Here is a 13710-nt window from a genome sequence, read left to right on the forward strand (position 1 = left end):
CGTCATCATTATTGGGGGGTAAAGGAATGTTATTTGCGGTCAATGTGTTCTACCTGGTGGGTTATTACCGTTTTTATCTGAAAAGCTCAAGTGATTGACCGCAGGGTAAAATTATCGAATTTTAGGGAGAGAGAAAATTTAGGTTCTTGACCACAATAAATCGCTAAAGCGGTAAATTTTTCTCATAAAACTCCGTTGGAAGGGGCGCTGTGGTTTTACCAAGGTGGATGGAGTGGCGATTTGTAATATTATTTCTAGTAGCCAAGGGGCTAGACGTTGACACCAAACTGCTAAATGACTTTGCCAACCAACTAGAATTTCTGGTGCATCTTTTTGTAATCCAGACACAAGTACCTCCGCGACTTCTTTAGGGTTCATGGGGATCACCCAGCGAAATAATTTTAAGTCACGCGCCATATCTGTATCTGTGAGAGTGGGTAGTAAAGCAATCACCCGGATGTTGTGTTCAGCGAGTTCGCGCCGCAAGGCTTGAGTAAAGCCGATGATGGCAAATTTGGTGGCTGAGTAAGTCGCCATTGTCGGTGCAGCTACTTTCCCCATCAAACTGGAGACATTAACGATAGTTCCTTGCTTTTGACTCACCATGCGCCGGGCTATGAGGCTGGTGAGGTTATACATTCCTAATAAGTTGACTGAAAGTTCTTCTTGCACTTGGGGTAGTTTGGTCTGCAAAAAGGACGTTTGATAGGCGACACCTGCACAGTTAACCAGGAGATCAATGGGGCCATAGTTGCGCCACAATTGGGCTACGGCAATATTGACTTCAATTGTTTTAGTTAAATCGATGGCTAAGATGGTGGTTTCCACGCCCATTGCTTGAATTTGGTCAGCCACTGCGGTTAATTTTTGGCGATCGCGTGCTACCAAAATCAACCGCTTGATCCCTCGTTGCGCTAATGCGAGTGCGATCGCTTTACCAATACCACGAGAAGCCCCTGTAATCAGAGCAACTTTTCCTTGAATATTCATCGGTTTTAACCTCCAAAATTGTGGTCTTACCCTACTCTTAGTGATTGCCGACAGATACAATCAAAGCGACTCGCTGGCTTGCACAAGGTAAGACAAAAAATCAGTCGTTATTGAAATTAAAAGGTATAGCTCAGATATGTGCGGACAGTGTTGATTACTCAAACCTCAGAATCAATTGGGTTTTTTAGAGACACGATTAGTCGCATCTGCTAACGCCCCTCCTCTCGATAAATAAGCCTTTGGTAATGAAATATTCCTGGAGTAATTTGCATTCTTCATTAAAGGCATTGCAGCCTTGTTTTCTCGATCAAAAATCAACACTGCACACAGTGGGCTGAATGGACATAGCTCATAGGTTTTATCTCTCCTAAATTCAGAGCGTTCACCAGCATCGTTACCTAAAACACACGTTAACAATTAAATCAATGTATTGCAATATTCTTTAATAAGAATTTCTTAACACTTCTTAATCTAAAGCAATATAGCAGCTTACTCCCCTCTTATGACTCCATGTCTAGTGCGGTTCCTGTCGTTCATTCATCTGGTTACCGAAAATGTGGGTTTAAAGCCCCGTCCTTATAGGACGGCTTTGGTGATATTATGTTCTTAGCGGTAAAGCGCACAAATAAAAAACGAAGTAGGTCAAGCGGACGACTCCTGATCCGGAACCCTGGTAGTATAAATCCTAAATCTTGTATAAATGTGGGAGTAAAGCAAAAATTCCAGAAATCGTTTCAAACGCGGTCGGGCAGTCCGTGTATGCTTGTGGACGTATCCAAACGGGGAGATTTGAATATTTTATATTCAGGTTTCTAGTTCGGACGGATGAAGCAAGAATCCTCATCCCTTTAGAGTGAGGAGTGTCAATTACTGTTTTATCCGGAACAAGTGGCGTAGGTGCAAATTTGGCGGCTTTTTGACCACCACAGAAACTGAGTAGTTGAGTCAAGATATCAAAGCCTTTTTGCAAAATTAACAACTATGTCATACCAATTTAATATAAAGATGCATAAATAGAATTTAACCATAAATCCAGTTCCCCTCCTCGCTTGCGGAGAGGGGTTAGGGCTGGCGTCGAAATAATATGCAGCCTCACAAATAATTGGTATCAGTAGGATTGACTCACTAAATATTGAATTTTCAAAAATATTAAGAATCCTTAATAGTATTACTATTAAGGATTGCTAAAAACCTGATTGTTGCTTAAAAATCATCCAGAAATTGACTGAGGCGGCTAATAACGGGATCAACCTCTTCAGGAGGTTCCTCGGCATAAGTATTAGCCACCTCTGACACTGGTGCTGATGGAGTTGAAGACTGAATAACTGGCTGCTCACTCACCATAGTGGCCAAATTTGCAATTTGTTGGGTAAGTTGCAAAATATGGCCTTCTATAGACTCCAAACGATGAGATTCTTTCGTTAAAAAACGTTCCTCTAGGTCAGCCAACTGACGTTGCAACTCATTGATTTTGGTTTCCACTTTGGTTTCCACCGAATCTGTTGCTACTGTTTTTGGACTAGGTTTTACAGCTTCCGGTACACATAAAGATTGCCATAGGGCTTCTTTACAGATATCACTAAAAGTTTTCTCAGGTAGTTGCTCCAAATAATTTTCCACAACTGCCAACAAACTCTCATCAGCGACTTCTGGATTGAATGTTACCGATTTAACTACCTTTTTTGACCATTGGAACATCAGTTTTAAGCCCTAGCAGCTCTAGCGGAGGATAATTGCACCTCACCATAAATATACTGCCCCAAGGCGTTAGCCTGACGGGGATTTGCAGATAAATGGGCATTAATTTGGGCTTCTTTGAGTAAACGTTGAATGTCTTCCCAGAAGAACTCACCACCCCCACCAGTGATAATGACATCAGTTACCCGCTCTGGCAACCAAGCTAACACACGACTGCAAATGTCTCGAGAAAACATTTCGATCAAGTTGGGGAGAAGATCATCAAGGTTAGAGGGCTTGCTTGCACCTTTAGGGCGATAGAACCGCTCACCTTTTGGTTTGTTCACAGCAGTAATCAGTGCTAAAGATTGACTATCAGCTCCGTCTACCTCGGCGGCTACCATGTCATAGAATTTGTTCATGCCAAACTCTTCACTTTGGGAAGCACCACGAGCGAAACGGAAGTTATCTACCATCAACATATCAATAGTTTGATGTCCGATATCAACAATTGCTACAGACATTTTAGTAAAGTCGGGAACTTTTACCGCACCGGTTTTAGGTTGTGCTTCTGACCAGAGAAGACTACCATAGCCTTCTGGCATTACCCAAACTTTGCTGATATTCAGGGATAGAGACTCGCCCCGGAAGTTCAAGATGTGAGGACCTGTTACTTGGCTAGTCAACTGGGCTTTTTCCCTTTCAAATTGTTCTAGAGACAAGAAAGGTAAACCCAGGACAACCGAGATGTCGTCTTTGAGTTTGAAGTAGCCAGCACTTGCTAACACTTTTACCAGTGCATCTTCTACTTTAGATTGACCAACGCCTAAATTTGCCCCAAAATCTGCTGCTAATTGACCAACAGCATATCCATTACCTTGATATTCCATCCATAAATCCATCAAAGGATCAGTGGCTCTGGCTTCAAAAACACCACCTTTGACCTGTTCTATGGTCATTTTTTTGACGTTGGCAGGTACAAACACGACATGACCTGCTTCGTGGTTAACACAGGTTTTGGTAGAAGTTCTGCCTAAATCAACACTGAGAATAGCTTTACCGCCCAGATTCAGTCTGGTACTTGCGGAATTGGCATTGATAGGGATATTAGCTGCCCTATTTAGAGGTATTGCAGCCGCATTCATTGGTGTAGCTGCGGAAGGTTGGTCTGTCATAAAAGCTCCTAATTCTTGATTAACTTTAAAAATTTATCATGCTGATCTGATAAACATTGGCAATGGCAAAAATTATAGACTCCGTTCAGTTTAGCTACAAATACGCCAAATGTTTAGTCGAGTCCATGGATGGATTAGGGGAATCTATAGGGAAAGTCAAAAGTAAGATGCTTGCTGTAACTTGGGTTGTGATTTTTTTATGTCCTCAATCCCTTGGCGGTTGCTATACCTAAAAACTGAGATTTCTCCAGGAAAATTCAGATTATTCGGTACTGTGAAGGGCTTTGTGACTAGATTAAGTCCGTAATTTAGCATAAAGCGGTATATTTTGGCTGTTATTCCGTCTCTGTTGCCATTTCATTAACTAATCTATCTCCAACAAATATCACAACCAACTCCCCTGCACGATTGTATATCTTAGACCAAGGTACTTGTCCACAAATTCCTACTAAAAACTACTACTCACCGACAATATAATAGTAAATATATTGATCTCTACATCTGTTTTTAGATTTCTACAGTTACAGTCAAGAGACATAATTGGGTTGAAATCCTGACTAAATCAGTGTGTTCACTGTTCACTGATTTAAAACCTTTTGTTAATTTTATAGCGATCGCCAAAAAAGTTAGGACAAAAACTGATCATAAAACCCTTGCAATCAAGAAGTTGCAATACTTCTCCCTACTCCCCACTCCCCAGCAGTTGTCGAGATTTCCTGGAAAGATCTGTGGTAGCTTTTGTCTGGTTTGTCCAGAATGTATAGGTAATTTACCTCCTGGACAAAACCTATTCCTGTTTTAAACGCTGGGGGTTAATGACTGTACTTTGGTTTCAGATTGCCATTCTAATGGATTCAAACTATGATCTTCCAACGCCATTTTTTCAATTAAACTGGCTAATCTCAAAGCTTTGAGGGCTTGTTCACCTCCTACGGAAGGTTGATTACCACCGTGGACGCAGTTGACAAAATGCTCTAATTCTGCACTTAAGGGTTGGACATTAGTGGTATAAACTTTTTCAATTAAACCATCTTGCCTGTACAGCACCTGTCGATTATCGGTAAGTGTATTATGATTTGTTTGGCGGTGAATTAAAATCTCATTTTTAAGAAAATCTGCTTCTGTAAAAGAGTTTTTGCAGTGAGCCACTATGCGGCGGATTTTGCGGTGAGTGACTTTGCTGGCTGTTAAAGTAGCAACAATACCATTAGCAAAGCCTAGAGTGGCTGTGACGTAATCTAAGTAACCAGAATCTAGAGAACGAGTACCGCTAGCGGTTAATTTTACTACTGGAGAAGCAGCTAGTTCCAGAAGTAGGTCAATGTCGTGGATCATTAAGTCCAGGACGACGGAAACATCATTGGCTCTATCTGAGTAAGGACTCATGCGATGAGCTTCTAGAGCTAGAACATTTTCTGTTTTCAGAACTTTGCTTAGTTCTCTAAATGCGGGATTGAAACGCTCAATATGTCCTACTTGCAGAATACACTGAGAATCAGCCGCAGCATTTACTAGGGATTCCGCTTCAGAAATGCTGGCTGCGATGGGCTTCTCAATTAAAACATGAATCCCGGCTAATAGACAATTGATACCTACTGCGTAATGCAGACGGGTGGGGACGGCTATACAAACGGCTTCTACATGGGGTAGAAGGTCACAGTAGTCTTCAAAAAAATGTCCTTTGTATTTACTGGCTGTTTCTAAGCCTCGTTCAACATTAATGTCTGATACGCCTACCAGTTCAACATCTTTCATTGAACTCAGTATGCGAGCATGATGTTGTCCCATGTTACCCACACCAATTACGCCTATGCGAATTGGTTTTGGTTGATTTCGCTGTGTGTATGAATTTATTTCTGCCACTGACATGCTATTTTGCACTATTATTCTCTCCTCAACCACCAAATTTAGAGATGCTACGGCCGTTGGCATTTATACTTGAAAGCCAGTTATGCTTTGTCGAAAACCATCCAGATGGTAACATAGAGGCTACATTTATGAAGAATTTCAAACTTCCTAATCAGTTCCCGAAAGTTGGCTTTTTTTGTATATTGAGTTGTAAATTAATCAAGATTTTTTCTTTACACAAAATATGTAATGTCTTTTTATTAACTTTATAAACTGATGAAGACGTAAGTAATAACCCATAAAAACCTTAGGCAATTAATGATGGGGATCAATATTTCATTGGGCAGTATTCAAAAATAAGATGATTTTGTGATCAACAATACAGAATTTTGAAAAGACTCCATAAGGTTGTATCAAAAAAGAATATATTGTAAATTGCCAACGCTGAAACACTGAACCAATTTTGGCATAATTATCTGTAAATTTGACATATTTACGACTTTAAGTTTTTCAGAGGCTGGTATAGACAGTTTTGTTTAGCTATGGTATGCACAGTAAAAACCACCATAACTAAAATCGGTTTAGGAGGACTGTAGCATTTTTTGTGGAAGTGTGATTTGGGAATGGGAAATCCAAAAGTTGAAACTGAGATGAAAGCTGTAATTTTGCTGTCTGGGGGATTAGACTCTTCCACGGTTTTGTATCAAGCTAAGGCTGAGGGTTATGAATGTTATGCAATTTCTTTTGATTACCAGCAGCGACATCGCCGAGAGTTAGACTCTGCGTTTCGGGTTGCTCAAATGGCTGGGGTAGTTCAACATCAAGTTGTGAATTTTGATTTACGACAATGGGGGGGTTCGGCTCTGACGGATGAGAAAATTAATTTACCCGAAGAGCGATCGCTTGATGAAATGTCTCAAAATATTCCTGTCACCTACGTACCTGCACGTAATACGATTTTTTTAAGTTTTGCCCTGGGCTATGGGGAAGCGATCACAGCTGAACGGGTATATATTGGTGTGAATGCTCTGGATTACTCTGGGTATCCTGATTGCCGTCCCGATTATATTGAGGCGATGCAGCAAGTTTTCCAGCTAGGAACTAAACAAGGACGTGAGGGGAACCCAATCAAAATTATTTCCCCTTTAATTGATTTAAAAAAAACCGAAATCATCCAACTTGGTAATCAATTGGGTGTTCCTTGGGATTTAACTTGGTCTTGCTATGCAGGTGATGATGTCGCTTGTGGTGTCTGTGATTCTTGCCGTTTAAGGCTAGCAGCTTTTAGGGATTTAGGTTTGCAAGACCCATTGCGTTATAGGGAGTAGGGAGTGTGGGGAGTGTGGGAGGTGTGGGAGGTGTGGGAGAAAAGATTTTTAGTTTCCAATATCCAATATCCAATACCCAATACCCAGTCCCCAGTCCCCAATCCCCAGTCCCCAATCCCCAGTCCCCAATCCCCAGTCCCCAGTCCCCAATCCCATCATTTTGCATCTAAGCGTCGGACTTGAATTTGATGCAGGCGGGGTCCGAATGCTGAGACTACGGTAAATTCTAAATTGTCGTAGTAAAAAATTTCGTCTTTGGCGGGGATTTTTTGTAATTGGTAGAGGACAAAACCCCCCAGTGTGTGGTATTCCTTCGTTAGGGGTAAGTTGAGATGTAAAACTTCGTTGAGGTCTTCGAGGTTAATTTGGGCTTGGACTAAAAATGTTTGGTTGTCTAACATTTCTACTAGCAATTCGTTGATGTTGTCAGGTTCCCCGGAGTTACCGATGATTTCGGCAATGACATCTTGGATGGTGACTAATCCTACAGTACCGCCAAATTCGTTGACGACGATGACCATAGCTGGCTTTTCTTGCTGCATCATGGGTAATAGTTCACTCAGGGGGGTTTGTTCTGGGACAAAACGGGCTTGACGCATCCACGGTTGAATATTTGTTTCTGGGGTTAGTGTTCCCATTGCTAAGGGTTCTGCCAAGTCTTTAAAATAAACTATGCCGCAAATGTCATCTAAAGAGTCTCCCATGATGGGGTAGAGGGAGTGACCGGTAGAGATCATTTCCTCAAGTAAGGTCTGGAAGGTGGCTTCTTTTGATAAGGCGACAATCCCAGTTCTGGGGGTCATGACTTCTTGGGCGATGACATCGGCAAATTCAAAGACGTTATTTAACAATTCTCGCTCTGAAAGCTCTAAACCCGTGGATTCTTTTTCTGTGGAGATGATTAGCTGTAGTTCTTCTGGGGTGACGGGCGATCGCCAACTTTGACCAGTGTATTCAATCCCAAATAGGCGCAACAAAAATCGAGTTGATTGGTTGAGAATCCAGATGAAGGGGTTAAAAAATCGGACAATCGCTTTGACGGAAGGCCCTAAAAATCTGGCCAAATCCTCTGCATATAACATAGCCACTGATTTAGGACAGAGTTCACCTAAAACAATTTGCAGATAGGCGATCAAAAAAAAGGCGATGGGAATTGAGAGGGAATGAGCGATAAAGTTACTCATTTCTAAGGGTAAAGACCAAGATGTTATCCATGACTTAACCACGACAACAATTGAACTTTCACCAATCCATCCCAGGGTCAAACTAGAAAGGGTAATACCTAACTGAGTTGTAGATAATAATCTTTCAATACTACGCTGTAATCCCTCCACTGCGATCGCCGGAATATCCCCAGCCTGAACCAGTTGATGAATCCGCGATCGCCTCACCGTCACTATAGAAAACTCCGCAGTCACAAAAAAAGCATTGATCGCAATCAGCATTAGCACCGATAACAATCTCAGCCCCACATCCGTCCAAATCAAACTAGAAAAACCACTCACCGCCAAAGCTCGTGTAAAAATCACGCCCCCATTTTGGAATTAGGTATCAAATATCAGGTATGGGAAAACAATCTTACCCACTCCCCAGCCACCACTCCCTAAGATCATCTACCTTTCTACAGGAATATTTAACACCTCTAGCTTCAGTCTTTGAGCCGGATAATCTGTCAAAGAGAGGGATATTTTATTCACATCATCCAGCAAAGCCGTAGGAATAATCACCGTACCTGAAACAATTGGGCTATCAGCAGATAATTCTGTTGGTAAGCCCTCCGTGCTAGCACTCAGTGTTCTGCCTTTTTCATCCGTGACATCCAAGAAACTATACAAAAAGCGCACAGAATCGCTACCCTTATTCTGCATATTCACTCTCATCAATAAATCACCCCCAGAGTAGCGTACAGATTGCACCGCAAAAGTTACATCCTCACTTTCCGAGATCACTGGAAAACCCGGTTGCAGTTTTTCTGCAACTTCTGCTGAAATTTCTTCCTTGGGTTTCTGCCTACTTATGCGAGTTTCTTCGTCATATTCCTCTAATGTGTCTGATTTAGCAGCCTTAGTCTTACCTTCAATCCGAGCCTTGACAATTTTGAGGATCTCATCTTCTTTCAAAAGTGCGACCCCTAGCTGTTGAGAATTATTGGCCTTGCTGCTAGGAAATTTAGATGTGGGACGAGCATCTGGGGTTGTTACACCTTTCAGCGCCTCACTCCCCATCCCAAAACCTAAAAATGCACTCACAGAACCTGCACCCAGCATCAGGAATAACAATATTAAAGTTAAAAGTACAGTGGAATTTATTTTCATCACTAACAAACTATTGCGGAAATATGCTGGCCTACTCTTAGGGTATTCAAGATTCAAGCAACTTAATCAATACTAGTCTGCACTATTTCTGAGAAAATATGTATGGGATATGTAGAATTAACTATTCTTAATTACACCAAAAGTGTAAAATTACGTTATACTGTTAATCTCAGCCAGGGTTGGCCGAGCGGTTGAGGCAGCAAACTCATAATTTGCGCGAGGCAGGTTCAACTCCTGCACCCTGGATTTTGAATAAATTAGTAGAGACGCGATTAACCGCGCCTTTACAAAAATTCCCTGATTTATCTAGATTTTATCCGCTAAAATCTGAACTCAGTCCCCACTCTCAGCCTCTCACCATTAAAACGAGGAGACATCAGCAAAGATGTGTCATAGGGATTTGGTAAGTCTGGAGTACGAATATAAGGATCATTCCCGACCTGTTGATGGAGAACATCTCGATAGAGAGTGTTAATCAACTCAGCATCCCTCCCAATTTGGTTTTCAGGAAAAGAATTTCGGAAAACTGAACCGGAACCCACAATTGAGTCTAGCTGACTCTTAGGGGTGCTATTCTCGTAGAAGTTGCCACCATGTCTAAAAAAAGCTCGCTCAAAGGCATCATAGGTACTTTCATAACTGGGTGTTTCCGTCTGAGCAACCACAACAGCAGGAAAAGCTACACCAGAAACTACCAAACCTAATAAACCAACAAAGGTTTTAAATTTTATACCCATATTCTTCACTCCTCAATGTTTTGGGCAAATCTTGACTTATGCTAAATTTCAGAACTCTTATCAGTTCAACCTTTGGTGTAACATAAATTGGGCTGTTTTGTAATGACGTATACTACTGAAAACTTGAGTAAATTAGATATTTGTGCAGCTACTACTGATTTAGAAACCCTGCGCCATAAGCTACTAGATTTATTTTGCCAACTCGCTTATCAAGAAGGTGATTTTGTCTTATCTTCTGGACAAAGTAGTTCTTATTACATTAATGGTAAACAGGTAACACTTCATCCCCAAGGCGCTTTAGCCATTGGTCGCATTCTTTTATCTCTGATTCCTTCAGACACTAAAGCGGTAGCAGGTTTAACACTGGGTGCTGATCCCATTGTATCAGCAGTGAGTGTGGTTTCTGCCTATGAAAATCGCCCTCTACCAGCGCTGATTATCCGTAAAGAAGCTAAAGGTCATGGCACAATGGCTTATATTGAAGGGCCTAATTTGCCAACTGGAGCCAAAATTATAGTGTTAGAAGATGTGGTGACAACAGGAAAGTCTGCTATGAAAGCCGTTGAGCGTCTTAGGGAAGCAGGTTATACTGTTGATACTGTAATTTCACTAATAGATAGATTACAAGGTGGCGCTGAGTTTTATCAGTCGGTGGGGTTAAACTTTGAAGCGGTGTTCACAATTAATGATCTTCAAAAACGGTATCAAGAATTAGGTAATACCAATTTAATATAAAGACGCATCAATATAACCCTACCCTAACCCTCTCTGCTTGCGGGGAGGGAACAGGATTTTACTAGGGGTTGGGGTCAAATCAACAGGTAATTAAAACTGCTGCTAAAGTTGAAGAGTTAGGAAAAATTTTGTCATGCGATCGCACTAAAATTCTTGACTCGATATATTACCAAATTTTCTATCCTTATCTAATAGATTCTCTGCGTTCTGCATTTTTGCGGTCAAAGGCTATCCATTCATCTTTGGTCATCCGCCGCACATTTTCTAAGCGTTCAATTGCCCAATAATTATATTCCATATTCAAGTCACATCCCATCCAATAACGATTAAGTTGTTCTGCAACTACAACAGTTGTTCCTGAACCAGAAAATGGATCAATAATTAAATCCCCTGCTTGGGAAGAAGCTAATACAAATTTTCTGATTAATTCTTCTGGTTTTTGAGTTGGGTGGGGTGTTTTTTCATCCATACCATTACAAGTAGTAGGAATTTCTATTACGTCTTTAGGCTTTGCACCTTTTGGGTTAGGTGTCCAGGTATGATGTTTTTTGGTTTTTCCTTTTCCGTAGGCGCTGGTTTGGGCTTGGGGGTGAGAGGGATACTTTAATGTGTGTGCGCCATAAGGGATTCGCACATCGTCAATATTGACTTTTACAGCATCAGATTTCCGCAAATGAATGATACTTTCATGAGAACGTCCCCAATCATTACCTAAATTAGCTTTATTTTTATAATGCCAAATTAACCACCGACAACTTTTAAAAAATTTTGAGGCTGGATGTTTTAAATCTGCTAATATTTCCGAAAAACCGCAAATATAAATTGAGCCAGTCGGCTTAAGAATACGTGAGGCTTGGCTAATCCATTCAATTGACCACTCGATATATTTTTCTTGGTTTTCAAAGTTGTCCCATGCAGCTTTTTTAATGTTATAAGGTGGGTCAGCAAAGACTAAATCAACGCTTTCAGAATCCAGTGATTTTAGCCAATCTAGGGAATTACCTTGATAAAGTTTGCCGTGAGGATGTGTATATTGCAGTTGAAATCCCTGTGTTAAAGGTTGCAATTTTTTCTCATTGATTTATGGGATTTTGGTTTACAGAAGAATGGAACAACGAACCGCCAAGACGCAAAGAACGCCAAGGAGAGAGGGAGGGTTTAATGGGAACGGATTTCTTTAACGCGCACTTTGTCAGCTTGCTACTTTCATGATATGCGATCGCCGGAGGCGGGGCTTTGCCCATCGCACATAGTAAACATTGAAAATGTGGAAAAAAGCGCATAGCAAATTTATAATATCGAAATTATGGTAAAATATGACTTTATATTCCAATAAACCATTAATTCAATGAGTGAATTATTGACTCGTATCACGCAAATTCCGGGTCAATGTGGGGGTCGTCCTTGCATTCGAGGTATGAGAATTAGAGTCAGTGACATTTTAGAAATGTTAGCGGAAAATGTCAGCTTTAGCGAGATTTTAGAAGACTTTCCTGATTTAGAAACAGAAGATATTCAAGCTTGTCTTCTGTTTGCTGCACGTCGCACTGATTTTGTCCGGTTGACAGCATGAAGATTTGGATTGATGCTCAGTTACCGCCAACATTGGCAAGTTGGATAACAAATACTTTTGCTATAGAAGCCTTTTCATTAAGAGATATTGGACTCCGCGACGCTAAAGATATAGAAATTTTTGAAGCAGCAAGAATCGCCAATGTCATCATCATAACTAAAGATAGTGATTTCGTTGATTTGGTTTGTCGGCTAGGGATACCCCCTCAAATTCTTTGGCTGACTTGTGGAAATGTGACTAATCGTAATTTGCATCAACTCTTGAATTTGACATTAGCTGATGCATTGGAAGAATTACGCCAAGGAGAAATGATTGTGGAAATCAGCAATCGTCGGTAAATAATTATTTTATCTCAACGCGATCGCACCCTTTACTACAGGCGATCGCTCTTCTGTCATTTGACACCCTTGCTTTTTAGGCTGTAGTTTAAAGATATGGTTGATAATACTGTTTTAGTTAAAATTATTTGCATGATTCTAAGTGTTTATTCGGTTGCTATTTACTTACATTCATGGTCATGATTGGTATATTTATTGCCAAAACTCTTACTATACTATTTAGTCATGACAGAACAAAATATACAAACTCAACAAGACGAGTTACAGCACATTTTTGTAGCTTATGGAATAGCCAAGCAAGGTGGAACGCAACAAGTTACATCAAGGTCAGGAAAAAGCTATGAAGTAAAAATTCCGGCTAACTGTTTGGAAGAAACTAAGCTACGCTTGAAAAGACGTAAGCCAAAGCAAAATAGTAAACGTATTTTACAGCAAAATAATAATTATTTCAAAGGAATTTTTAATAAAATTTATGAAAATTTTTCACAACAATATATAGCTTATGAAAATGGTCTTAATGTAGATGTAGATAATGAAAATGATATGATTATCATTGTCCATACATTGTTTGACAATAGTACAAACATAGAGAAAATAATATATGACTTAATCAACAATGCGGATATTAAGTTAACAAGTAAAGAAAGATGTGCGAATGTATATCAGAATATTAGCGATGCTAAATCTATAGATGACCTACCTGCTCTAAATTTATTAGAATTTATTATTTCATCATCTCAAGTAAATCCCTCAGTTTCTAAGCGATACAATATTGCAAGTCAAAGTTCTAGATTATTCAAAATAGAACAATGTATTGAAAATGCCTTAACTGCATCTAACTTAAATAAAAATGAGAAGCAGTTGATTAGAGGAACATATCAGTGTATCAGAGCCGGAGAAAACATAGCTAATTTTGAGATTTTAAATCAACTTGATACGATTACAGCACTTCCGTCTGTTATGAGGTACACTTAATTAAGATATAAATACTTTA

General features: G+C 40.2%; 13 protein-coding genes and 1 tRNA gene. 6 read left to right on the forward strand and 8 right to left on the reverse strand.

Features of this window, described 5'->3' with window-relative positions; translation table 11 throughout:
- Positions 1 to 138: 138 nt before the first annotated feature.
- From ACM0OP_RS15980 to ACM0OP_RS15995, 4 genes are all read right to left on the reverse strand, one after another.
- Positions 139 to 990, reverse strand: a complete 852-nt coding sequence (locus tag ACM0OP_RS15980; protein WP_414529412.1) for an SDR family NAD(P)-dependent oxidoreductase — start codon at positions 988 to 990, stop codon at positions 139 to 141.
- Positions 991 to 2193: 1203 nt separating this feature from the next.
- Positions 2194 to 2688: a filament morphology membrane protein FcmC gene (gene fcmC / locus ACM0OP_RS15985; RefSeq protein ID WP_414529413.1), complete on the reverse strand. Its 495-nt coding sequence runs from the start codon at positions 2686 to 2688 to the stop codon at positions 2194 to 2196.
- A gap of 5 nt (positions 2689 to 2693) precedes the next feature.
- Positions 2694 to 3842 carry a filament morphology actin-like protein FcmB gene (gene fcmB / locus ACM0OP_RS15990; protein ID WP_414529415.1) on the reverse strand — a complete coding sequence of 383 codons (1149 nt, stop codon included), beginning with the start codon at positions 3840 to 3842 and terminating at the stop codon, positions 2694 to 2696.
- Positions 3843 to 4640: 798 nt separating this feature from the next.
- Positions 4641 to 5723, reverse strand: coding sequence for a Gfo/Idh/MocA family oxidoreductase (locus ACM0OP_RS15995; protein WP_414529416.1), 1083 nt, complete (start codon positions 5721 to 5723; stop codon positions 4641 to 4643).
- Positions 5724 to 6340: 617 nt separating this feature from the next.
- Between ACM0OP_RS15995 and queC the strand changes: the two genes are divergently transcribed.
- Entirely contained in the window at positions 6341 to 7018 is a 678-nt protein-coding gene (gene queC / locus ACM0OP_RS16000; protein ID WP_414529424.1) for a 7-cyano-7-deazaguanine synthase QueC, read from the forward strand.
- A gap of 155 nt (positions 7019 to 7173) precedes the next feature.
- Here queC and ACM0OP_RS16005 read toward each other — a convergent pair whose 3' ends face one another.
- Positions 7174 to 8547: a hemolysin family protein gene (locus ACM0OP_RS16005; protein WP_414529417.1), complete on the reverse strand. Its 1374-nt coding sequence runs from the start codon at positions 8545 to 8547 to the stop codon at positions 7174 to 7176.
- Positions 8548 to 8631: 84 nt separating this feature from the next.
- Entirely contained in the window at positions 8632 to 9333 is a 702-nt protein-coding gene (locus ACM0OP_RS16010; RefSeq protein ID WP_414529418.1) for a hypothetical protein, read from the reverse strand.
- 173 nt (positions 9334 to 9506) lie between these two features.
- Between ACM0OP_RS16010 and ACM0OP_RS16015 the strand changes: the two genes are divergently transcribed.
- Positions 9507 to 9579 (forward strand) — tRNA-Ile (locus tag ACM0OP_RS16015).
- A gap of 74 nt (positions 9580 to 9653) precedes the next feature.
- Here the strand turns inward: ACM0OP_RS16015 and ACM0OP_RS16020 are convergent.
- On the reverse strand, positions 9654 to 10070 hold the full coding sequence (locus ACM0OP_RS16020) for a hypothetical protein (protein ID WP_414529419.1): 417 nt from the start codon (positions 10068 to 10070) through the stop codon (positions 9654 to 9656).
- Between the two features lie 102 nt (positions 10071 to 10172).
- On the opposite strand from ACM0OP_RS16020, the gene pyrE reads away from it, so the two are divergent.
- Positions 10173 to 10805 carry an orotate phosphoribosyltransferase gene (gene pyrE, locus ACM0OP_RS16025; protein ID WP_414529420.1) on the forward strand — a complete coding sequence of 211 codons (633 nt, stop codon included), beginning with the start codon at positions 10173 to 10175 and terminating at the stop codon, positions 10803 to 10805.
- Between the two features lie 184 nt (positions 10806 to 10989).
- Here the strand turns inward: pyrE and ACM0OP_RS16030 are convergent, their stop codons facing one another.
- A complete protein-coding gene (locus ACM0OP_RS16030; protein ID WP_414529421.1) occupies positions 10990 to 11871 on the reverse strand; it encodes a DNA-methyltransferase in 882 nt (293 codons plus the stop codon).
- A gap of 273 nt (positions 11872 to 12144) precedes the next feature.
- On the opposite strand from ACM0OP_RS16030, the gene ACM0OP_RS16035 reads away from it, so the two are divergent.
- The 3 genes from ACM0OP_RS16035 to ACM0OP_RS16045 all read left to right on the forward strand — a co-directional run bounded on the left by ACM0OP_RS16035 (position 12145) and on the right by ACM0OP_RS16045 (position 13691).
- Positions 12145 to 12378 carry a DUF433 domain-containing protein gene (locus ACM0OP_RS16035; RefSeq protein WP_414529425.1) on the forward strand — a complete coding sequence of 78 codons (234 nt, stop codon included), beginning with the start codon at positions 12145 to 12147 and terminating at the stop codon, positions 12376 to 12378.
- Positions 12375 to 12716 (forward strand): DUF5615 family PIN-like protein, encoded by a 342-nt coding sequence (locus tag ACM0OP_RS16040; RefSeq protein ID WP_414529422.1) that lies wholly within the window; start codon positions 12375 to 12377, stop codon positions 12714 to 12716. Before ACM0OP_RS16035 ends, ACM0OP_RS16040 begins: the two co-directional genes overlap by 4 nt.
- Before the next feature lie 225 nt (positions 12717 to 12941).
- Positions 12942 to 13691, forward strand: coding sequence for a hypothetical protein (locus ACM0OP_RS16045; RefSeq protein ID WP_414529423.1), 750 nt, complete (start codon positions 12942 to 12944; stop codon positions 13689 to 13691).
- Positions 13692 to 13710 lie beyond the last annotated feature (19 nt).

Source organism: Nodularia chucula CCY0103 (genome assembly GCF_963923915.1).
GTDB lineage: Bacteria > Cyanobacteriota > Cyanobacteriia > Cyanobacteriales > Nostocaceae > Nodularia > Nodularia chucula.